Annotated in this window: 19 protein-coding genes and 1 pseudogene; 4 read left to right on the top strand and 16 right to left on the bottom strand. The window is 43.8% G+C overall.

Features of this window, described 5'->3' with window-relative positions:
* Nucleotide 1 precedes the first annotated feature (1 nt).
* The 7 genes and pseudogenes from trpB to BQ8014_RS05765 form a co-directional block, all read right to left on the bottom strand.
* Nucleotides 2–1,207 (bottom strand): tryptophan synthase subunit beta, encoded by a 1,206-nt coding sequence (trpB, locus tag BQ8014_RS05795; protein ID WP_080905838.1) that lies wholly within the window; start codon nt 1,205–1,207, stop codon nt 2–4.
* Nucleotides 1,208–1,681: 474 nt separating this feature from the next.
* A complete protein-coding gene (locus BQ8014_RS19930; RefSeq protein ID WP_080903543.1) occupies nt 1,682–1,996 on the bottom strand; it encodes a hypothetical protein in 315 nt (104 codons plus the stop codon).
* A gap of 78 nt (nt 1,997–2,074) precedes the next feature.
* Nucleotides 2,075–2,185, bottom strand: a pseudogene (locus tag BQ8014_RS20000) (hypothetical protein); the annotation flags it as partial.
* Between the two features lie 18 nt (nt 2,186–2,203).
* Nucleotides 2,204–2,386 carry a hypothetical protein gene (locus tag BQ8014_RS05780; protein WP_139785088.1) on the bottom strand — a complete coding sequence of 61 codons (183 nt, stop codon included), beginning with the start codon at nt 2,384–2,386 and terminating at the stop codon, nt 2,204–2,206.
* A 59-nt stretch (nt 2,387–2,445) separates the two neighbouring features.
* Nucleotides 2,446–2,751, bottom strand: a complete 306-nt coding sequence (locus tag BQ8014_RS05775; RefSeq protein WP_080903541.1) for a hypothetical protein — start codon at nt 2,749–2,751, stop codon at nt 2,446–2,448.
* A gap of 194 nt (nt 2,752–2,945) precedes the next feature.
* Entirely contained in the window at nt 2,946–3,740 is a 795-nt protein-coding gene (locus BQ8014_RS05770; RefSeq protein ID WP_255376322.1) for an aminopeptidase P family N-terminal domain-containing protein, read from the bottom strand.
* A 54-nt stretch (nt 3,741–3,794) separates the two neighbouring features.
* Entirely contained in the window at nt 3,795–5,435 is a 1,641-nt protein-coding gene (locus tag BQ8014_RS05765) for a peptide MFS transporter (protein WP_080903539.1), read from the bottom strand.
* Nucleotides 5,436–5,799: 364 nt separating this feature from the next.
* Here BQ8014_RS05765 and BQ8014_RS05760 point away from each other — a divergent pair, with 364 nt between their 5' ends.
* Nucleotides 5,800–6,747 carry an aldo/keto reductase gene (locus BQ8014_RS05760; RefSeq protein WP_080905837.1) on the top strand — a complete coding sequence of 316 codons (948 nt, stop codon included), beginning with the start codon at nt 5,800–5,802 and terminating at the stop codon, nt 6,745–6,747.
* Nucleotides 6,748–6,974: 227 nt separating this feature from the next.
* Nucleotides 6,975–8,162: a sugar transporter gene (locus BQ8014_RS05755; RefSeq protein ID WP_080903538.1), complete on the top strand. Its 1,188-nt coding sequence runs from the start codon at nt 6,975–6,977 to the stop codon at nt 8,160–8,162.
* Between the two features lie 86 nt (nt 8,163–8,248).
* On the opposite strand, the gene BQ8014_RS05750 is transcribed toward BQ8014_RS05755, so the two are convergent.
* A complete protein-coding gene (locus BQ8014_RS05750; protein ID WP_080903537.1) occupies nt 8,249–9,520 on the bottom strand; it encodes an ATP-binding protein in 1,272 nt (423 codons plus the stop codon).
* Nucleotides 9,521–10,098: 578 nt separating this feature from the next.
* Here BQ8014_RS05750 and BQ8014_RS05745 point away from each other — a divergent pair.
* Together BQ8014_RS05745 and BQ8014_RS05740 are read left to right on the top strand one after the other, a co-directional pair.
* Nucleotides 10,099–11,286, top strand: coding sequence for a S41 family peptidase (locus BQ8014_RS05745; RefSeq protein ID WP_160150038.1), 1,188 nt, complete (start codon nt 10,099–10,101; stop codon nt 11,284–11,286).
* Nucleotides 11,287–11,406: 120 nt separating this feature from the next.
* Nucleotides 11,407–12,750, top strand: coding sequence for a S41 family peptidase (locus BQ8014_RS05740; protein ID WP_080903535.1), 1,344 nt, complete (start codon nt 11,407–11,409; stop codon nt 12,748–12,750).
* A 14-nt stretch (nt 12,751–12,764) separates the two neighbouring features.
* Here BQ8014_RS05740 and BQ8014_RS05735 read toward each other — a convergent pair whose 3' ends face one another.
* The 8 genes from BQ8014_RS05735 to BQ8014_RS05700 form a co-directional block, all read right to left on the bottom strand.
* Nucleotides 12,765–13,775: an AI-2E family transporter gene (locus tag BQ8014_RS05735; protein ID WP_080905836.1), complete on the bottom strand. Its 1,011-nt coding sequence runs from the start codon at nt 13,773–13,775 to the stop codon at nt 12,765–12,767.
* Between the two features lie 109 nt (nt 13,776–13,884).
* Entirely contained in the window at nt 13,885–14,658 is a 774-nt protein-coding gene (locus BQ8014_RS05730; protein ID WP_080903534.1) for a prephenate dehydrogenase, read from the bottom strand.
* On the bottom strand, nt 14,655–15,722 hold the full coding sequence (locus BQ8014_RS05725) for a chorismate mutase (protein ID WP_369808823.1): 1,068 nt from the start codon (nt 15,720–15,722) through the stop codon (nt 14,655–14,657). The genes BQ8014_RS05730 and BQ8014_RS05725 overlap by 4 nt, the downstream gene beginning before the upstream one ends.
* Before the next feature lie 17 nt (nt 15,723–15,739).
* Nucleotides 15,740–16,924, bottom strand: a complete 1,185-nt coding sequence (locus BQ8014_RS05720) for a pyridoxal phosphate-dependent aminotransferase (RefSeq protein ID WP_080903532.1) — start codon at nt 16,922–16,924, stop codon at nt 15,740–15,742.
* The gene (locus BQ8014_RS05715) at nt 16,899–17,744 is read right to left on the bottom strand and encodes a prephenate dehydratase (protein WP_080905835.1); all 846 of its coding nucleotides are present in this window, start codon (nt 17,742–17,744) and stop codon (nt 16,899–16,901) included. Before BQ8014_RS05715 ends, BQ8014_RS05720 begins: the two co-directional genes overlap by 26 nt.
* Before the next feature lie 260 nt (nt 17,745–18,004).
* Nucleotides 18,005–18,748 carry an RraA family protein gene (locus BQ8014_RS05710; RefSeq protein WP_080903531.1) on the bottom strand — a complete coding sequence of 248 codons (744 nt, stop codon included), beginning with the start codon at nt 18,746–18,748 and terminating at the stop codon, nt 18,005–18,007.
* A 39-nt stretch (nt 18,749–18,787) separates the two neighbouring features.
* Entirely contained in the window at nt 18,788–19,555 is a 768-nt protein-coding gene (locus BQ8014_RS05705) for an SDR family NAD(P)-dependent oxidoreductase (protein WP_080903530.1), read from the bottom strand.
* 7 nt (nt 19,556–19,562) lie between these two features.
* On the bottom strand, nt 19,563–20,366 hold the full coding sequence (locus BQ8014_RS05700) for an SMP-30/gluconolactonase/LRE family protein (RefSeq protein WP_080903529.1): 804 nt from the start codon (nt 20,364–20,366) through the stop codon (nt 19,563–19,565).
* Between the last annotated feature and the right edge of the window lie 8 nt (nt 20,367–20,374).

The following is a 20,374-nucleotide window of genomic DNA, read 5'->3' as shown; positions in this document are numbered from 1 at the left end:
ATTAATTGTTTTTACTTCCATAGCCGGCCTTCTTCGCCTTGATATAAGTTTCCATATCCTTGTCCCCGCGACCCGAAACGGTCAGCACGACCACATCTTCGGGTTTAAACGCCACTTTTGACAAAGCACCCAGCGCATGAGCGCTTTCCAATGCCGGGATGATGCCTTCGAACGCTGTCAGTTCGAAAGCGGCCTCCAGCGCCTCATCGTCGTCGATGGCCAAAACAGTCGCCCGGTGTTCCAAGGCCAGGTTGGCATGAATCGGGCCGATCCCCGGATAATCCAGCCCGGCGGAGATGGAGTAAGGCTCTTCGATCTGCCCGTCTTCATTCTGCATCACCAAGGTACGCGAGCCGTGGATGATCCCGAGTTTTCCCAAGTGGATCGTAGCGGCGCTTTCGCCGGAATCCACACCTTTGCCACCGGCTTCCGCCAGGATAATCTTCACCCGGTCGTCGTCGATATAATGGTAAATGGTTCCGGCCGCGTTGCTTCCTCCGCCGACACAGGCGAACAGATAGTCGGGATAATCCCGCCCTTCCTGCTCCAGCAACTGTTTTTTGATCTCCTCGCTGATCACGGACTGAAGGCGCGCCACCATATCCGGATAAGGATGCGGGCCGACGGTCGATCCAATGATATAATAGGTATCGGAAGGATGGCAACACCAGTCGCGGATCGCCTCGTTGGTCGCGTCCTTCAGCGTCATATTGCCGGAAGTGACCGGTACGACCGTCGCGCCGAGCATCTCCATCTTTTCCACATTCGGCTGTTGCCGTTCTACATCGGTCTTGCCCATATAGACGACGCAAGGCATGTCCATCAAGGCGCAGACCGTCGCCGTGGCAACCCCATGCTGGCCGGCTCCCGTTTCGGCGATGATCCTTGTTTTCCCCATCCGCCGGGCCAGCAGGATCTGTCCGATCGTATTATTGATCTTATGCGCTCCGGTATGATTCAGGTCTTCCCGCTTCAGGTATATCCGGCATCCGTATTTATCACTTAACCGTTTCGCCAGATAGAGAGGCGAAGGACGGCCCACGTAATCCCTCAGCAACTGTTCATATTCCTTGCGGAAAGATTCGCTCTCCAATACAGTCAGGTATGTCTTCTGCAGATCCTCCACACACTGATGCAGTATTTCAGGAACATAGGCCCCGCCGAACCGTCCGTAATACCCCTTCTCATCCACTTGATACGTTTTCATTTTCTTTTGATCATTTATATAATTGTTTTTCCTTATTCCGCTAAACAAAAAGACCTGTCGTAAGTACGACAGGCCTTCATTTATATCTATTCCTTATATAATACACATAGGACCGCTCCTTACGACATTTTGAGTTGTAAGAGACGCCACCACCAATATGTATTTACAAGCACTGTATTCATTTTTCCGTTATTTCGACAGCAAATATACAACTTCTCTATAAAAATGAAAATAAAAATGAGATTTTTTTGTAAGATGTTCTTTAGATGATTTATTTTATCCTTATTAAGTCTGTCTATGACCAGCTAATTTTCACTCTTCCTTCAGATCCGATCCCATATCGTTGTTGTTGGATCGGTGTTCCGTTTGCGTCCAAGCATTGTTATAATCTATTAATTCTATGGCACTTGTTGTTCCGGCAGGATTGAAAAAGTCTGTGCGCCCCTCTAAATTCCATGTATGTATAACAGCAGATCAGGTGGGATCTACCAAATGATAACCTCCTTGATAATAGTGTGTAATTTCCTGCTGTGTACTTGAATAGCGGGTTTCAAAGGTCCCTGTTGCGGAGAAATCGATCAAAGCTGGTTCGGTAAATATCACCTTTCTCGTATGTGCATCAATAAATCCTATTTCCGTATTATGCCGGTAATCGGCATACAAATAGATTTTATAAACGAGCATAGGCACAGTATCGGTTTTTGCCGGTATTTCCTTTATGATCAGTTCCGCAAGAAAATCAACAACATCTTCCAACGGTATATTCTTGTATCTGGCAAAACTCTCCATTGCTTCACGTTCAGTAATGGATGGTTGGATATTAATGTCACTAATACTTATATAATGCCCATGTGCAAATTACATTTTTCAGTTTTTATAATGAAAGTTATATCCTTCGCCTTCTACTTTTACACCTTTATAATATTGTTCAAAATGTTCGTGGGCAAATTCTTTTTGTTTTTGTTTCCGTTCTGTTTTCCTGAATTCGTCGGTTGATTATATACCCAGCATCTCTTTAAAAAAGACATCCGCGGTTGCCGGAACTATTGTACGTTTCTCATCTGCAGAAAATTCTACGGATTCAAGGACTCCTTTGGAATTTTTTAGTAAAATCGTTTCTTGTGCTAAACCGCTCCCTACCATTACCATAAAAATGGCTGCAAAAATCAGTTTTCTCATAACTGTCATTTTTTACGTTGATAAATAAAAGTATCAAATGTGGAAAACATATCGATGAATTATAACCATATTTTATCCTCATAAAATTTGTATGAATATTTAATGACGATAGTTTTATCGTATGAGCCATGATACAAAAAAGTATCATCTATCCAATATATAGCTTCAGAAACAACATATTCATTTGTATCATCATAATAATAAACCATCGTACCATTCTCTAAATATTCGATATATCTATTTGCTTTATATGGTTCTGTTACACCACTAACTCCTTTTTCTATTAGTTCCCATTTACCTACTATCGCGTTCTTGGGATCAAAAGGCGAAGTATTGGTCTCATCTTTACTACATGAAATAAGCATTATCAATGTGCTTTAAAAAATTAGTTTTTTCATCTATTTTTGTTTTTATCAATAAAACATTTTCATAGGACTAAAGGACTGTATGTTACAAATATCAGTGGCGGAGTAGTTGTTTTCATAAGCATTAGAATTAAATAATGGTTTGTATTATTCCTATAACATAGATACTTATTTCTTTCAAAAGGTTGCATCGGTTATCCAAGAGAGAAAGCCCTAACAGTCAAAAGACCTGAAGGTAGTTCGTCGAGAGTATATTCATTAAGCAAAAGAACAAGGAGCGGTTCACATTTACATGCTGTAAAAATACAAAAGTTTCGCATAAAATATTCAATAAAAAGAATAGCCCGATCCAATGAGATAAAGGCATACGCAATAGCCACCGGATTATAAGCAACATCCGCTCCACGAATATTAAAAGTCCAGGCAATCGTGTCTAACGTACTGATAAGAATCGAATCGGCTTTTGCTTGGCGGATGCTCTCACGTATCCGTGCGATCTTACTTGCCGTCGATTCGCCCGAAAACTCGACGGGGAAAATCCGAATCTTGCTTTTAGGGATCGAAGGACGATTCTCCCAAATGGCAGACAACGGATCATAGTCGCTCACCAGATTAATACCGGCAACACCGATGCGTTCTTTCAGGACCATGGCGTCTTTGGCGGCATAGACATTCGCATCGATACCCACAGCCTCTCCGGGTTTTAGTTCACTAATGAGCCAGTCGGTAAAAGAAGGGGTCTCTGGCAAACGATCTTTGAATAGAGCGATTTCTGAACCTTCCAACTCATTAGCCGCCTGGATAAAATAGCGGGAGTCCGTCCACAGACCTGCCTTCGATAAGGTTATCACTAACGTCCCAGCTGATCCGGTGAAACCACTTAGCCAGACCCTGCTTTCATAATAAGCGGGAGGATACTCACTCATATGCGGATCGGTACTCGGAACAATAAAAGCATGCAGACCGTGTTCTTTCATAAACAGCCTCAGGTCGGCTATGCGTTTATTTATGATATTAATTTTATTAGATTTTAAACATCTTATTCAATCTGCTTCTTGCTCGTTCACAATCGTTTTCAGCCATTTTACCAGCGAGAAGATCACGACAGCCGCGACCAGACATAAGGCCGCATTCATCATAAAGAAAAAGGCCTTATGGTCAAACTGATCCCACAGTCCGGCCAAGATTCCACTCAGTTTATTCCCGATCGAGTTTGACAAGAACCATCCCCCCATCATAAAGGCGGTAATATTCTTCGGGCTGAGTTTGGAAGTAAGCGAGAGACCGATCGGTCCGATCAATAATTCACCTACTGTAATCACGACATAACAGCCCACCAGCCACAACATTGGAGCCTTGTGGGTATAAATATCGGTAAACAAAACGGCAAATACCATTACCAATGATGATAATCCCGTAATCACCAATCCCCAAGCCATTTTTTCCGGGGTAGAGGGTTCCTTGCCTCTTCTTTTCAGAAAAGAGAAAAAGCCGATCATCAAGGGAGTCAACAAAACAATGAAAAAAGGACCGACCGATTGGAAAATCTCCGTCGACAGCAACGTCACTTTTTGTCCCTCTTCCGGCAAGCGGTCGGGAGACTGATTCTTAAAATAACTCGGATAATCATAGGTATTAAGTATCTGATCATTCCTATCTACCACCGTTTTTAAACGACTATCTAAGAACGGCACGGAATCTTTCTCATAAGTAAGCGTCTGTGTCATTTTAGCAGCATCTGCCGCCTTTGCTATGGCGACAGGCATTTCACGGTCGGTATATGTTTCGGCAAAGGTAGTCAACGCGGTCGCATTCTGCTGGAACACGGCAAAGAAAGGTATCATGATCACATATACGATAAGCAGCGCTTTTATTTGAGTATGCTCGGCTTTCGGTGCCCGGAACACAAGAGAACCGAAAAACACGATGACCGGAACACAGGCAAATAAAAAGGCATCAGCCGAATCCGTCCCGAGCAGATTACCGGGGATCAGCCACCCTACCGCTGCAAAAAGAATCGCCGGCACAAAGACATACAGCAGCACTTTGCTGATATCCGAACCGGCGTGTTCCTGTTTTTTAATGATATCGGCTTCCTTTATATGCTTTGTACCCGAGAGAAATACTATTAGACCGACGATCATGCCTATACTTGCTGCCAGGAAAGCATATCCCCAGCCATACTCATTCCGAAGGAAAGCCGCCACAAAATTACAAATGAAAGCACCTACGTTCACTCTCATGTAAAAAAAGCTGTAACCTGCATCCTTCTGGGCTTTATATTGCTCCTTGGTATATAAGTTACCCAATAAAGTAGTCATGTTCGGCTTGAAGAAGCCGTTTCCAAATATGATCAGCAGCAAAGCTCCCCATAATAGGTTCTCCGAAGGTATAGACAGCAATGCATAACCCAAAGCCATCAATAATCCACCTATAATAATAGACAAGCGGTAGCCGAGCAATTTATCAGCAATCATCCCTCCAAGAAAAGGGGTCAGATATACCAATCCCAGGTAGGTGCCTACGATATCATATGCTCTACTTTGCTCCATCCCCATGCCATCGGCACTCATTAGATAAAGCGTGAAAATACCCAACATCAGATAGTAACCGAAGCGCTCCCACATTTCCGTCATAAACAGGAAAACGAGGCCGGCAGGATGCTTGCTTGTCTTTGTGCTCATTACAACAACGTTTTTATACACTTTTGCTTAAAATTCGAGCAAAAGTATGAAATAAAGGTCACAAAAAACCACAAAAAACAACTTACATCATAGTCAAGGGGGCATTTTATTTTTATTTTATTTGATTACATTTTATTTTCATCTCAATTTTTTTTGTCTTTGAGTGAACAAAAATTGAGTGCACTGGATGGTTACATAGAAGTATACTCGATTATTCAGCGTAATTTCAATGAGGAGGGAATCAAGCGGCAGGTTGAAATCATTGAATTCCGGAAACTAAAAAAAGCATAAAAAAAATTCAAGATCACCCTTGTTTTCATTTTAATTTTGAACTTTACATACAGGTTTTAAATTAAGGATGGATATGAAAAAGATTCGATTAGGTAAAACAGGTTTGGAAGTTGCACGCATCAACTTCGGGGGAAATGTCTTCGGATGGACATTGGACGAAAAACAGTCGTTCGAAATATTGGACACTTTTACGGAAGCCGGATTTAATTTCATCGATACGGCCGACACCTATTCCTGGTGGGTGGATGGGAATATCGGAGGCGAGTCGGAAGCGATCATCGGCAAATGGATGAAAAGCCGGGGAAATCGCGACCGGATCATCATCGCGACCAAGGTCGGTTCACAGAACCGCGAGCACGGCGTGGACAGCAGCAAAAAACACATTTTGAAATCGATCGACGAATCGCTGAAACGATTGCAGACGGATACGATCGACCTGTATTATACTCATTTCGACGATGGCGTCACACCGGTGGAAGAAACGCTTTCCGCCTATGATGAGATTATCAAGGCCGGTAAGGTACGTTATATCGGTGCATCGAATGTTTCGCCCGCCCGGCTGGTTGAGTCGCTCGAATTGGCAAAAAAAACGGGATTGCCCGCTTACCAGACGCTCCAACCACATTATAATCTCGTGGAACGCACCCACTACGAAGCAGAATATGCGCCAATCGTAGCGAAGTATGGATTAAGCGTGCTCACCTACTGGTCGCTGGCTTCCGGGTTCCTTTCCGGGAAATACCGTTCGCAAGCGGATCTGGCGAAAAGCGTACGTGGTGAAGCAGTTGGAAAATACCTGAATGAAAAGGGATTGAATGTTTTAAAAGCCTTAGACGAAGTCTCCGGGAAACACGGCAGCCAACCGGCAACCGTAGCACTGGCCTGGTTATTGGCCCAACCGCATGTGGCTGCTCCCATCGTCAGCGCAACCAGTAAAAGTCAGTTAAAGACTCTCTTTGCCGCTCCCGGACTGGTTTTGGATAAGGAAGATCTGGCGTTATTGGACAAGGCAAGCAAATAATTAACGGCAACGAATGAACAATAACATTTCTATTCCGAACGGAAAGCTTAGTAACTGTTTAAATTTTTCAAGAACTGATTTCGAGAAGAAAAACGAGCAGATTTCGCCGCCGAAATTTTTGAGTTTAGCGGGCTAAATGATAAAATTCTTGGTAAGAAAGATGCCGTTTTGGCTCAAAATGCTTCATTGACTAAAATATAAACAGTTATTTAACTAAAAGAAGAAAGATGAAATCTTTGAAAGAATGGCTCCCCGTTATCGGCATGGCCTTCGCCGCCTTTGTCTTCAATACGACGGAATTTGCTCCGATCGGGCTATTGACCGACATTGCGGCAGATTTCAAGAAAAGCGAGGCGCAAACCGGTTTACTAATTACCATCTACGCATGGGTGGTAGCGATTGCCTCGCTACCACTCATGCTTCTTTGTGCCCGGATGGAAGGGCGCAAATTATTAGGGATCTTATTCATCCTTTTCATCGGGAGCCATGTGTTGTCTTATTTTGCCACGAGTTTCAGTATCTTAATGATTTCACGAATCGGAGTAGCCTGCGCCCATTCCGTTTTCTGGTCGGTAGCCTCCCCCTATGCCGTTCGTATCGCTCCACGGGGTAGCAAGTCGATCGCATTGGGAGTCCTCTCCGGAGGCACCTCCATTGCAATGGTATTAGGCCTACCCTTAGGACGGATGATAGGGCTGCATGCGGGTTGGAGGATGACTTTTCTGATCATTGCCATGGCCGCAACCGTAGTTATGGCATTACTTATGTATTTACTGCCGCCGCTTCCCAGTAAAAACTCGGGCTCGATCCGAAGTCTGCTCGGCTTGCTCAAACGCCCGGCGTTGCTCTGGCTATATCTTTTGACAGCCATCACGATTACGGCCCATTTCACAGGCTACAGCTATATCGAACCATTCATGCACCAGGTTGCCGGGTTAAGCAGCGACTACATTACGATGATACTATTGTTATTCGGTTTGGCCGGCATATGCGGCAGCTTGCTGTTTTCCAAATACAATGATAAAAACCCAGCAAACCTTATGGTCTTAGCCATAGGTTGTATCACGATTGCATTGCTTCTGCTCTATCCTTCGGCCATTCATCCTTACAGTCTCATCGCCCTATGCCTTTTCTGGGGGATAAGCATCACTCTGTTCAATCTGGTTTTCCAGCTGGTTGTCATCCAGTTGGCACCGGACGCCACAGCCGTTGCCATGTCGATCTATTCGGGGATTTACAATGTAGGGATCGGCTCGGGAGCTTTAGTCGGAGGACTGGTCAGCACTCATGCCAACATCGCTGATATAGGAATAGCCGGAGCCGCCATTGCTTTCTTTTCCTTTCTCTTCAGCCTCCTTTTCCTAAGGTCCTACCTTCGAAAAAGGGATTATAAAATAACAAAGATCCAGGAATAAAAATATCATACAGCTATCTATTTCTACTTTTATGATTACCTTCATAAATTGTAGCGTATATCATCGGGATGCCTATGATGAACAAGTTAGCCGAATGTACCCAAAAGCCATTTCCACGCAGGGATAACTTCAATAACCTGGCTATCAAACTCAAGCGTCTGTTCCATATCCCGTGTGATAATTAATAATTTGCGACAATCCAATACATTAGATATTTTCAGAAGGGCATTTACTTCCCTGTCAAACGTACCTTCACTCTTGTCAAGAGTGTAACATACCTGAATAGCGGTAGATATTTCAGGAATATAAAAATCAACCTCAATCCCTTTATTATAGAAATAAACGGCATCATTACGGCCATAGATACGTAACAGATGAATCGCGACTAAATTCTCTAACAGGGATGTGTTTCCTTCAAGCAGAAAAAGGTTAAGTATTCCGTTATCGGTAAAATAATATTTTGGAGTTGTTTCTTTATCAACAAGTTTGCTTGCTATATTTTGTACGGGAGTTATAAGCCAGGCATCTTTGGCATACTCTATATAATTAATAACAGTGTTTGTTCCTATTTTTGCTCCGGTAGAGGATACGACATTGGCAATCCGGGTAAAGGACATAGGTTGTTTAACACTTTCCGCCAGTTTCTTGAATAGAACACGTAACGCAAACGTATTTTCCACCGCATGACGGGTGACTATATCTCCCAGATAGATTTTCTGATAAATACTTGTCAAATAATCCCTTTTGACCAAAAGCTTCGCACCCTCCGGTAATCCGCCAAAATAGAAATAGTCGTTGAACTTTCTTAAAATCCCCGCTTTGGCTTCCGTGGATAGTAAAGTATTCCCGGTGATATTCATATTATTTGCAGTCAAAAACTCCTTGAAGTCATACGGATAGACATCAACAGTAATATACCGACCTCCGAGAGTCGTTTGAATATCCTGACTTAGCATTTTCGCATTACTACCCGTGACATAAACCCGGTGTTTCGTGTCGGCCATCCGGCGGGCAAATTTTTCCCATCCGGCAATATTCTGTATTTCATCAAGGAATAAAATAGGTTTTTTTCCATACAACTCCAGGTGAACCTCTAACAACAGATTCAAATCCCCGACGGTCATACCGCCCAAACGTTCATCCTCAAAATTAATATAAAGCATCTCATCCCAGCCGATTCCTTGGGCAAGCAACTGCTGCATCCGTTGGTAAAGCAAGTAAGATTTCCCAGCTCTCCTGATACCTACAAAAACATAATTTCCAAACTCTTCAAAGGTAAAATCTCTCGGAATCACCTCATATTTGGGAACCTCCGCTTGATTGTCGGCTATCACTGTTTTCAGTATATTTTTATCCATAGCACACGTTTTATTCTGTCGGCAGAACAAATATAGGCACATTCTATTTCGTACGCAAAACAAAATGCGCCTATTTGAAAAAAGGTAGCTCTCTTCTGCTACAAGCTAAGGCGAAACGAATTGCCCTGGTGCAGCCTTCTTAACGATTCGGCCTGATAACCCTCAGGACCTGGCATATCCAGATATTCTTTCTTGAAAATTTCAATAAGCAGAAAAAACATTGACAATCATATTATTCAAATTCCATCGGCAGGAATGCTTGAAATAGGAAAAATATCACAAAACTTTTTAATACATTCGTAGCACATTATGAGCAATATCGTTAACGGACTATTATGAACAAACATCCTTCCATAACGGTGTTAATGGCTGTTTACAATGCAGAAAAGTATCTGAAAGAAACACATTAAGGGCTTTTGTAAATCTAAAATTATGCGAACCTTAAACCATATATTCGTTCTATTTATTATTTTAAACACCCACAGCATCACACTATCAGCAATGATACGCTGACTGTCAAACAGATGCAGGAAGATATCGACTACTATTTTGAGACAAACAGACTAAATTATACCGCTATGAAAATTAAAAAGTATATGGATGGGCATACTGGGATTAATTTCCCCTCCTTCTTTTCGGACAGTGGGAAAAATCTGCAATACTTCCCCCAGGTACGGCTCCCGGACAATCAAATCCTGTTGAATGAAGATACCCTATGTTCCATAAATGGCATCCCCGCCCCGGAGATATTCAAAGAACTTGATTTATTGGTAAGTTGGGAGGCTCACCCTAAAAACAGACAAAAGAAAATGAATGAATATTTATCTCCTTTACTGCACCATATTTACAAGATATCTTCCCCATTTAAATTCGTACTCCGAAAGAAAGGGAGCGAAAATAACACAGACTCCATTATCGCTTCTGTTGATTACCAGACATGGAACCGTGCTTATAACCATTTATCTGCCAAGCGATACACGGAGTCTTACTTAAGTTATGATTATTTCCCGAAGGATTCGATTGCATTGCTGTATTATAACAATAGTAATATTTCCGGGAATGACGCTTTGAAAAACCAATTTGACCGTTTTGCCGAAGTTTTTTTTCAACAAGTCGAGCAGCAGGGAATAAAGTATCTCTTCATTGATGTCTCTCAAAATAAAGGAGGAAGTGATCTGGCGCACCAATCTTTCTATCACTATTTAAGAGCGGATTCTTACAAAGTTCACATGAATGTTGTTGCTAAAAAAGAGGGGGCTTTAAAATTGTATGACGATTATTATGAAACCACAATGAAAGCTGTCGGCAAGGAAAAAGGATCGAAACTCTCCAGAAAAGCTTTTGAGAAAAAAGATCCATGGGTTAAGAATATAATTATTCCCTTGATAAAAAAAGGAAAGATCGAACGAAGATACAATAACCCGAGTAAGAATACAGGATTTAAAGGAAAGATTTTTATTATTATGGGTGAAAATACATATTCAGCCGGATATGACTTCTGCGAAACTTCAAAAAGAGGAAGTATAGGCCTGTTGGTGGGTGAAGAACCCGGACAACGTAGTCCTTTTTGCGGAAATCAGGTAAGCGATCGATTGCCGGCTTCCGGCATTACTTTTTACTATCCGACCACATACGACTGGACTGGACCCGTTTTGCCTAATAAAGAGGGCTTTTTACTTCCTGATATCCCTTATCCCTTAGATCGGTTATTAGACATCGACGATTATAAAAAAATCATTGAAATAAGTAGGGAACGGAATCTGTAGATATCGGCAAAATTGCTTTAGTAAATTTTGCGATAAAAGTCAATTGTAAATATTTAGGAGAAAAATTTTCGACCGACTATTAATCGCTAATAATAGAACAATATAGATCAAAATAATTAAATGAAAAAAGAGCTCTTAATTCTATTGCTCTTTTGTATAGGTTGCAATCATACGGAGAGCAGGGACGAACTGGACATTTTAAGACCGGAAGAAATGCAAGAAGATATACATCTATTTTTCCGTGAAATCAGGAATATCCATCCGGACCTCTATGAAAGATATGACTCTGCAACTTTCGTCTCTCTGGAATCCCGAATGACAGAATCCTGCTCGAGTCCTATGTCCTTGTATGAATTTAAGATTCAGCTTTTAAAGACATCCAAATTCTTGGATGGACACACTGGTTTTCATATATCCCCGATGATTGGCTCATACCATTTTCCGGCAGTCAGATTTGAAGGCGATCAAATGATCCTGGAAGAAGATAGGATCTTGTCCATTCAAAACAAATCAGCTTCCGCTTTAGCTCTGAGCATTGATTCCATGGTTTCATGGGAGTTTCTGCCTGAAATCCGGAATGAAAGGAAAAACTTATTACTAAACAGGATGATACGCCAACCTATAGCCGAACCGTATAGCTATGAATGTACGCTTAAAAAAGGGGAAAGGGTATATCCGGTTTCTATCCCGGCCTCTTTTTCTGATGATTCCACTTCAGTAAAAAAAGACTCCAACTACATGAAGCCTTATGCTTCCACATTCTACCCCAAACACTCGATTGCTGTCCTCTATTACAATACATGTTGGTTCCTTAAGGAAAAGGAGAAAAATGATTTCGTTCAATTTATAGATTCCTTTTTCAAAGAACTGACCAAACAGAAAATAAAAGCCCTGTTTATTGATGTGACAGTGAATGGCGGAGGAAACGGAGAAAACGGCACAATCCTACTCAATCGATTAATCAAGAACACATTGAGTGTCGCCGTTAACATCTCTGGCAAAAAAGAAGGAGTAGAAAGATTCTGTAACTCCGGCCTCCCGGATGACGAATGGGTTAAGACATACGGTCTCCCAATGATAAAGGATGGTTTCTCAAACCATAAACAGCTATTTTTCTCTAAAAAGGATTACTACCCAGGAGATGTTTTTATACGAATGGGCAATCAGACTTTTTCTGCAGCGGCAGACTTCTGCTTATACGCGCGACAATCCAGTTCCGCCTTATTAGTAGGAGAAACGGCAGGGCAACGATATCCTATTTGTGGAAATATTATTTTCGGTAACTTGCCAAATTCAGGAATCAAATATCAGATTCCTACCACCAAAGCAGAATTCATTTCTCCTCTTATCAAAGACGGATATATTCATCCGGATATTGTCTACAAAATAAACCATGCACTGAACTTAACAGATTATAAAACGATCATAAACTTAAATGCAAAGGGGCGGCATTCGACTCCATAAAAGCTATTCCGCCATCAGGACCCGGGCGTATCGAGGTATTCTTTTTTGAAAATACCGATCAGGAGGAAAAACATCGACAGAAACAACGGACCGAATATAATTCCCCAGAAGCCGAAAAGCGAAAGCCCCAAGATCACTCCGAAAACAGTAATCAGGGGGTGGATATCGGCCAGTCTCTTCTGAATGACCAGCCGGATCACATTGTCTACATTCGTAAGGATGATAAGCGAATAGGCAGCCAGTCCAATCGCCCCGAACCAATTTCCGACAATTGCGAAATAGACGCAAATGGGAAACCAAACCAAGCCGGTGCCGACCAATGGGATAATGGTGGCAAAGCAGGTCAGAAATCCGAAAAGGAAAGGACTCGGTACTCCAAAGATCAGATAACCAATAACGGCAATGCCTCCCTGTATCACGGCCAACAAAGGGATGCCGATTGCATTCGAACGCACCATCATTTTAACTTCATTCATCACACTCTTCTTATTTTCATCATTGAAGGGTAAAAGGTCGTATAGGTAATCTTCCATCCGTCTATTACTGATCAACATAAAATAAAGCAGGAAGATAAGCACGATCGAATTGATGACGATGCCGCTGATTTGTCCGATCAGAAACTGTATGGCTCTTGACGCAACTCCTGTAATAGTCGTTAAATTATCCGTACTTAAGATATTATAGCCGGTTCGATCCTGAACGGTCGCGATAATGCTCTGGCACATCTGAATCATGGGAGTCAAATCCAGATTGATATGCTGTATCTTCCCCATCGCAGCCCAAAAGAAAAGGAAGGTCGGAACCAAAAGGCACAAGATGACTTCCAAGAGGATCAAAATCGCTGCCAACGGAGCTTTCATCTTCGTCTGCAACCAAGCCATCTGCCCGCGTACCAGTGTGTAGATTGTGAAAGCTCCCAATAAACCGTTGAAGAAAGACCATAATTCGAAAAAAATTGTCAGTCCGAAAAACAAGATCAGAATGATCAGGGAATATTTCCAATACCGTTCTTTAGTTGTTGGCATAGCGCTTCTTTTTAAGTTGATGAATTTCGGTAAAAATAGTAAATATTCCGGATAGAAAACAGAATTAAAAAAGGAGAATTTCTTTTCAGAAACGCTCCTCTTTTTTTTGTCATTCAATATTCTTCCGAACCTTGGTCAGATATTCTTTCATTGCCACCGTATCTTTCTTCTTTATGATCTCCTGCAAAAGGGTCAATTCGTTTTGAATCCGTTCGATCTGTTTGGGAGTCCGGGGATTGAAAAGTATCTCTGTCAGAAGGTAATCATCTTCCGAGAGCAGGCCGTTGGCAATCTTCATGTGCCGTTTGAAGGTAGTTCCCGGCGCATCCTGATGAATCATTGTAGCGGCAAAGACAAGCGTCGACGCGAAGGGTATCCCCAGGGAATAAGCAACCACGCGGTCATGCTCTTCAAACGTATACTCGAAAATGTTGAGATGAAGCTTGGCGTAAAGATCCTTGAAAAAGATCTTTCCCAGATGATCCCCTTCCGAGATGATGATCGTATTTTCCTTCTGAAGGTTCCCCAGGTTGGCAAAAGTCGGGCCGAACATCGGATGGGTAGACACAAAAGGAAATCCGGACGCTTTATAAAAATCCTGCAGGTTGTTCTTCACCGAAGCGATATCCGAAATGATGCAGTTAGGTGGCAGAAAGGGAAGCACTTCATTAAAAGCGTCGATGGTATAATTGAGAGTGACGCAATTGATCACCAGGTCCGGCGCAAAGTCTTTCACTTCATCGGCAGTCTCCATCCGGACGGCGTGATAGATAAACCGCATACGCAAAGGATCTTTATCCAAAACAGCCACTTCATGCTCAAAACTCAGCAAGTCCGTAAAGAAAGATCCCATCTTTCCGGCGCCCAAAATCAATATTTTCATTTCAGTTCATTCATTATAATCATCTGCTGACGCACAGATTCTTCGTGTATCTCCTTCAATATCTCTTTGACAAAGTCGGCGCTCAGATCAAGCGAACTCCCCATCTGCGAACGGTTCTCCAAGATCTCACCATACCGAGGCGTCTGCAGGATGGGCATGTTATGCTCTTTCTTATAAATTCCTATTTCGCGGGAAACGCGCATCCGCTTGGCCAGGAGTTCCAATAGTTGTTCGTCTATATTGTCGATCTGCCGGCGAAGTTCGGAAAGGTTTTCCGTTGTCTGGTTCGTCTCACGGATCACCAGTAAGTTCAGTACATAATCCAGCACATCCGGCGTAATTTGCTGGAAAGCGTCGCTCCAGGCTTTGTCCGGATTGCAATGGGATTCGACGATCAGTCCGTCGAAATTCAGATCCATGGCCTGCTGGCACAGAGGAGCAATCAATTCGCGTTTTCCGCCGATATGACTCGGATCGCAGAAGATCGGCAGGTTGGGGAGACGGCGGCGTAATTCGATCGGGATATGCCAAAGAGGAAGATTGCGGTAGATCTTCTTGTCATACGAACTGAATCCGCGATGGATGGCAGCCAGCCGGTGAATGCCGGCGCCATAAAGCCGTTCGATGGCTCCGATCCAAAGTTCCAGGTCCGGATTGACCGGATTCTTTATTAATACGGGGATATCTACTCCCGACAAAGCATCGGCAATCTCTTGGACGGCAAAAGGGTTAACCGCCGTACGTGCGCCAATCCAGAAATAATCGATACCGGCTTCAAGCGCCGCCTCCACATGTACTTTCGTCGCCACTTCGGTTGCTATATACATGCCGGTCTCTTCTTTAGCCCGTTTCATCCATTTTAAACCTTCCATCCCGACGCCTTCGAAGCCACCCGGTTTGGTACGCGGTTTCCAGATTCCGGCACGGAAAATCTTTATGCCTTTGCCCGACAAGGCGCGGGCGCTGTCCAACACTTGTTCCTCCGACTCGGCGCTACAAGGGCCGGCTATCACAATCGGACGTTTGCCGTCTACTCCGGGCAACAAAATTGATTCGAAATTCATTTCCATCTTATTTTCTTTTATTTGATTACTGTTTTTATTCTGTTCAAAGCCTCTTCCAATTGTTCATTTTTGCAGCAAAGTGAAATACGGACATAACGGTCGCCGTTACTGCCGAAGATAAATCCGGGAGTGATAAACACATTCGCCTCGTATAATACCCGGTTCGCCAGGTCTTCCCCGCTAACAATATCCTCCGGTATCTTTCCCCAGAGAAACATTCCGACCTGATCCTGATCGAACGTACATCCCAACGCCTGCATAATCCGGCCGGCCAAGTCCCGGCGGCTGCGATACGTCCGGTTGATTCCGTCATACCATTCTTTTGTCGCCTTGAGGGCTTCCACCGCCGCCTTCTGCATCGGACGGAACTGCCCGGAATCGACGTTGCTCTTCACTTTCAGTATCCATTGGATAAACCGTGGGTTGGAAGCCACCATCGCCATACGCCATCCCGGCATATTATGCGCTTTACTCATCGAATTCAGCTCGACACCGATCTCTTTGGCGCCGGGTATGCTTAACATACTGATCGGAGAATCATTCAGGATAAAGCTATACGGATTGTCATTACAGATCACAATGCCCTGTTCCCGGCCGAAAGCCACCAGTTTCTCGTACACCTCGATCGTAGCATTGGCACCGGTCGGCATATTCGGGTAGTTGGTCCACATCAATTTGACCCCGGACAAATCCATCCGTTCCAAGGCCTCGAAATCGGGCATCCACCCATTCTCCTCCTTCAAGTCATAAGGAATCAGGTTGGCGCCGACCAGACGGCTGACGGAACTGTAAGTCGGATATCCCGGATTGGGAACCAGCACGCCGTCCCCCGGATTCAGAAAGGCCATCGAGATATGGAGTATTCCCTCTTTAGAGCCGATCAGAGGTTGGATTTCCGTTTTCGGATCCAACGATACGTGGAACCACTCCTTATACCAGTCGGCAAAGCCCTGGCGAAGTTCGGGAATGCCGATATAAGGCTGGTAACCATGGGCATCCGACCGGTGCGCATCCTCACAGAGCGCATCTACCGCAGCCATCGACGGGGGTAAATCAGGGCTTCCGACTCCCAGGTTGATGACCTTCTTACCGGCGGCATTCATTTCAGCCACCTCCTTGAGTTTCCTTGAAAAATAGTACTCTGAAACCCCGGCCAGGCGATCGGCAGGCTTAACCTCAGATACTTTGCTCACCTTCTGCATATTCTCCTAATATTTTAAAGTCTTTCGTCAAAGGGATAATCGCATCCAACGCCTGTTTGTAGCGGGTGTAATCGGAAAAAGTCAGATTGATGTAAAACTGATATTCCCATTCCCGCCCGATAATAGGCAAGGATTGTATTTTAGTAAGATTCATGTCATAAAAAGAAAGGATGGAAAGGGTTTTGGAAAGGCTTCCGGCGGTATGGGGAAGAGCGAAAACGAGGGAGGCTTTATTTTTCCGAACCCCGTCCAGCAATTCTTCCGCCCTCCAACGGTCGGCAAGAACCAAAAAACGGGTGAAGTTTCGCTTATTGGTTTCTATTCCCTCAGCTAATACCTTCAACCCGTAACACTCTGCCGCCTCTCTACTGCAAATCGCCGCGTGCCCTTTCAGTTTCTTCTCCGATATAATTTTGGCGCTTAAGGCGGTGTCGTCCATCTCCACTATTTTTACACTGGGCAGCGTATCCAGGAAGTCCGAACATTGCATCAATGCGATCGGATGCGAATTAACTTCTTCGATCTCCTCCATCGACGTACCGGGAAGGACGGCGAAAGAGTGTGAAATACGTTGTTTGTATTCCCCGACGACATAGCATTTGCTCCGGTAAATCAACTCGTGATTTTGCAGCAAGCTACCGGCAATCGTATTCTCAATGGCCATTAATCCGACAACCGAAGGATCTTTTTCAATCGATGCAATGACTTCCCGAAAGGTATGGCAGGGAATAAGCTCTACCTCATCCTGCCCATAATAATGACGGGCGGCGATGTCGTGATAGGAACCGGCAATACCTTGAATAGCTACTTTTCTTTTCATCTGGCTTCTTTTATTATCATAAAAAAAAGTCCCACCGTTATCGGCAGGACTCTCTGTTTCTATATTGATTTCTTTTTTATCATTGATCAACGCTTTACAAACAAATTCCTGCCTTCACTCTGCTAAAGTAAAAGTAAAAATAAGAATATGTAAAGCTAAATCGTGTCATTTACTTCTCTCTCATTTCAAATTCGGCGTAAAAGTATTATTTTTTTTTGAAATGCAAACTATTTATTGATAAAAATAATTGATTTTAAAGATTAAAAATATCCTCCTTTTTCTTTTATCTGTTGAATTGTTTGTCCTTCTTTCACCCAGCCGAAGATCGTTTTCTCGTTTTCTTTTATCTCCTCCGCCCGGAGCAATACTTTATAGGCCATATCGCGGGGAACCACCAATACGCCGTCCATATCACCCAAGACCACATCTCCCGGACGAATCAGAACGTCACCGACAAGAATAGGTATTTGGTAATGTGTAATCTGACAACGTCCCAAACTTCCGTTTGAAATCCGGTATTTATAAAAGACCGGAAAATCTGCAGCCAAAATCTGTCGTGTATCCCGAATGCCCCCATCAATACAAGCAGCCTTTACCTTTTTCCCTTTTGCTGTTGCAGACATGACTCCTCCCCATAAGGTCGCTTTATCGTCATGGCTGGTATCCCATAATACAAAGGCATCCTCTCCCATCTCGTCCAGCATCTGGGTACGGAATTCCATCTCGCCTTGGATTATTACATTCGGCGAGCTTTTCACCGTAAAAGCAAAACCGGCAATAGTGTCATACTCGCGCAAAGGCAGGATATATCCGGGCAAAGCCTGGTTCAAGCAACAAAACTCGCGCAAGACATCATTGACCGCGCCGGTATAAAGCTGTTCGAAACGTTGCAATAATTCTTTTCCGGCAATGGGAAATTTCGTTTCGGGTATATATTCCCTGGACTCTATCAGTTGTTCCAGATTCATCATACCCACCTCTTTTTTGTATTGATCTACACTCATAACTATATTTATTATCCTATTCTATTATTCTTTTCCCTATTAAAACAAAAGGCTCATTCCACCGTCCACGTAATAGTCCGCCCCCGTTATATAACGCCCGGCTTCCGAGCATAAGAGCAAGGCTAACTGGGCGCAGTCGTCCGGGTTGCCTACATAACCCAGCGGAATCTTTTTTTCGGTTGCTTTCCGATATTCCGGATTAGCCAGGACCGCTTCATTACGTCCCGTGCCAATAGCGCCGGGGGCCAGCGTATTTACCGTAATGCCCCAGGGAGCCAACTGGGGAGCCAGGTTTGAGACTAAGTTGGTTAAAGCCATCTTCGAAGCGGCATACACACACATTTCGGGATGGGGCCTTTTTTGCTGTACGGAACCAATGTTCAGAATTCTCCCCCATCCTTTCTCTTTCATATAAGGTACCGCCCCCTGTATAAGAAACAATGTAGCGCGTACATTCACATTCATTTGCTGCGCAAAATCCTCTTTCGTCACTTCATCCCAGAACTTCCGTATCTGGTAAGAGGCATTCGCCACCAGGATATCGGCCGGACATTGATGTTCGGCTACAAAAGCCAGGTAATTTTCACGCACCTCCTCCCGTGCCAAATCATAGGGCCATAACCAAACCTTGTTACCATACTTTTCCGCCCATTCCGCCGTCTCTTCGGCTAACGGAGTATTACTCCGGTAATTAATAATCACATTAGCTCCGGCTTCAGCCAACGCAAGCACGATCGATCTTCCGATGCCTTGCCCGCCTCCCGTTACCAGTGCCGTTTTTCCTGTCAAATCATACTTATTTCCCATTTTCTTTCTATTTAAATAAAGGGCAGCCTTTCACTCCATTCTCTATCCATACTAACTCTCCCCGCTCTGTTTCCGTAACCAACAATCCTCCGGTCGGGAGAAATGCACAGTTGGTAGGATTCTTGCCCGGCAGAGGTATCTCTTCTATGATTTGTCCTTCGGGAGACACTACTTTGACGGCTTGTTTTCCGAATACGGCTACATATAAATTGCCATCCGAATCGAAAGCCATCCCGTCAGGCCCGACAGGGCCTCCGACTTCCACCCAAGGAGCCTCTTCTGTCCATCTACAGGAAACAGCATCCCATTTCCCCTTCCAAATCCTATGACGATAAGTTTCGGCAACAACCAATTCTTTCCCATCGGGAGTAAACGCCAAACCATTGGGGAAGAATTTCTGCTCTGTGATTTTTCTCACTATTCCTTTAGATAAAACGCAGGCATAGCCTGTCGGTTCCTGCCTGGAATTACCCGGGCAGGTAAAAAGCAGATTGCCGGACAGATCAAAAGCCAGATCGTTCGGTTGGTTCAACGGTTCTTCTTCTACTGTCGAACAAACCACTTCGATGTTCTTCGTTTGTTGGTCAAAGCGGGAAATGCAATTATTCTTTGAATCGCAGAACCAGATATTATCCATCCGGTCAATCGCAATTCCATTCGGCCCGCCATTGACCGGATATCGCTTTATCTCTTGTTCCGAGGTAAAACATAGCAGATTACCTCCTTTCAATTCGACCAACCAAATAGTTCCCTGGGAATCGATAGCCGGCCCTTCGGGAAAATCCAGTCCGTTTAATAATACCTTACTCATAACTCTTT

The sequence above is a fragment of the Parabacteroides sp. Marseille-P3160 genome (assembly GCF_900162725.1).
Classification (GTDB): Bacteria; Bacteroidota; Bacteroidia; order Bacteroidales; family Tannerellaceae; genus Marseille-P3160.
Note: the sequence above shows the minus strand (reverse complement) of the source record. Positions and strands in the feature narration are given on the sequence as shown.

Excerpts from the sequence above, each read along its gene's own strand:
- trpB (WP_080905838.1), bottom strand. The coding sequence starts at position 1,207 with ATGAAAACGTATCAAGTGGATGAGAAGGGGTATTACGGACGGTTCGGC.
- BQ8014_RS19930 (WP_080903543.1), bottom strand. The coding sequence starts at position 1,996 with ATGGAGAGTTTTGCCAGATACAAGAATATACCGTTGGAAGATGTTGTT.
- BQ8014_RS05780 (WP_139785088.1), bottom strand. The coding sequence starts at position 2,386 with ATGAGAAAACTGATTTTTGCAGCCATTTTTATGGTAATGGTAGGGAGC.
- BQ8014_RS05775 (WP_080903541.1), bottom strand. The coding sequence starts at position 2,751 with ATGCTTATTTCATGTAGTAAAGATGAGACCAATACTTCGCCTTTTGAT.
- BQ8014_RS05765 (WP_080903539.1), bottom strand. The coding sequence starts at position 5,435 with ATGAGCACAAAGACAAGCAAGCATCCTGCCGGCCTCGTTTTCCTGTTT.
- BQ8014_RS05760 (WP_080905837.1), top strand. The coding sequence starts at position 5,800 with ATGAAAAAGATTCGATTAGGTAAAACAGGTTTGGAAGTTGCACGCATC.
- BQ8014_RS05755 (WP_080903538.1), top strand. The coding sequence starts at position 6,975 with ATGAAATCTTTGAAAGAATGGCTCCCCGTTATCGGCATGGCCTTCGCC.
- BQ8014_RS05750 (WP_080903537.1), bottom strand. The coding sequence starts at position 9,520 with ATGGATAAAAATATACTGAAAACAGTGATAGCCGACAATCAAGCGGAG.
- BQ8014_RS05745 (WP_160150038.1), top strand. The coding sequence starts at position 10,099 with ATGAAAATTAAAAAGTATATGGATGGGCATACTGGGATTAATTTCCCC.
- BQ8014_RS05740 (WP_080903535.1), top strand. The coding sequence starts at position 11,407 with ATGAAAAAAGAGCTCTTAATTCTATTGCTCTTTTGTATAGGTTGCAAT.
- BQ8014_RS05735 (WP_080905836.1), bottom strand. The coding sequence starts at position 13,775 with ATGCCAACAACTAAAGAACGGTATTGGAAATATTCCCTGATCATTCTG.
- BQ8014_RS05730 (WP_080903534.1), bottom strand. The coding sequence starts at position 14,658 with ATGAAAATATTGATTTTGGGCGCCGGAAAGATGGGATCTTTCTTTACG.
- BQ8014_RS05725 (WP_369808823.1), bottom strand. The coding sequence starts at position 15,722 with ATGAATTTCGAATCAATTTTGTTGCCCGGAGTAGACGGCAAACGTCCG.
- BQ8014_RS05720 (WP_080903532.1), bottom strand. The coding sequence starts at position 16,924 with ATGCAGAAGGTGAGCAAAGTATCTGAGGTTAAGCCTGCCGATCGCCTG.
- BQ8014_RS05715 (WP_080905835.1), bottom strand. The coding sequence starts at position 17,744 with ATGAAAAGAAAAGTAGCTATTCAAGGTATTGCCGGTTCCTATCACGAC.
- BQ8014_RS05710 (WP_080903531.1), bottom strand. The coding sequence starts at position 18,748 with ATGAGTGTAGATCAATACAAAAAAGAGGTGGGTATGATGAATCTGGAA.
- BQ8014_RS05705 (WP_080903530.1), bottom strand. The coding sequence starts at position 19,555 with ATGGGAAATAAGTATGATTTGACAGGAAAAACGGCACTGGTAACGGGA.
- BQ8014_RS05700 (WP_080903529.1), bottom strand. The coding sequence starts at position 20,366 with ATGAGTAAGGTATTATTAAACGGACTGGATTTTCCCGAAGGGCCGGCT.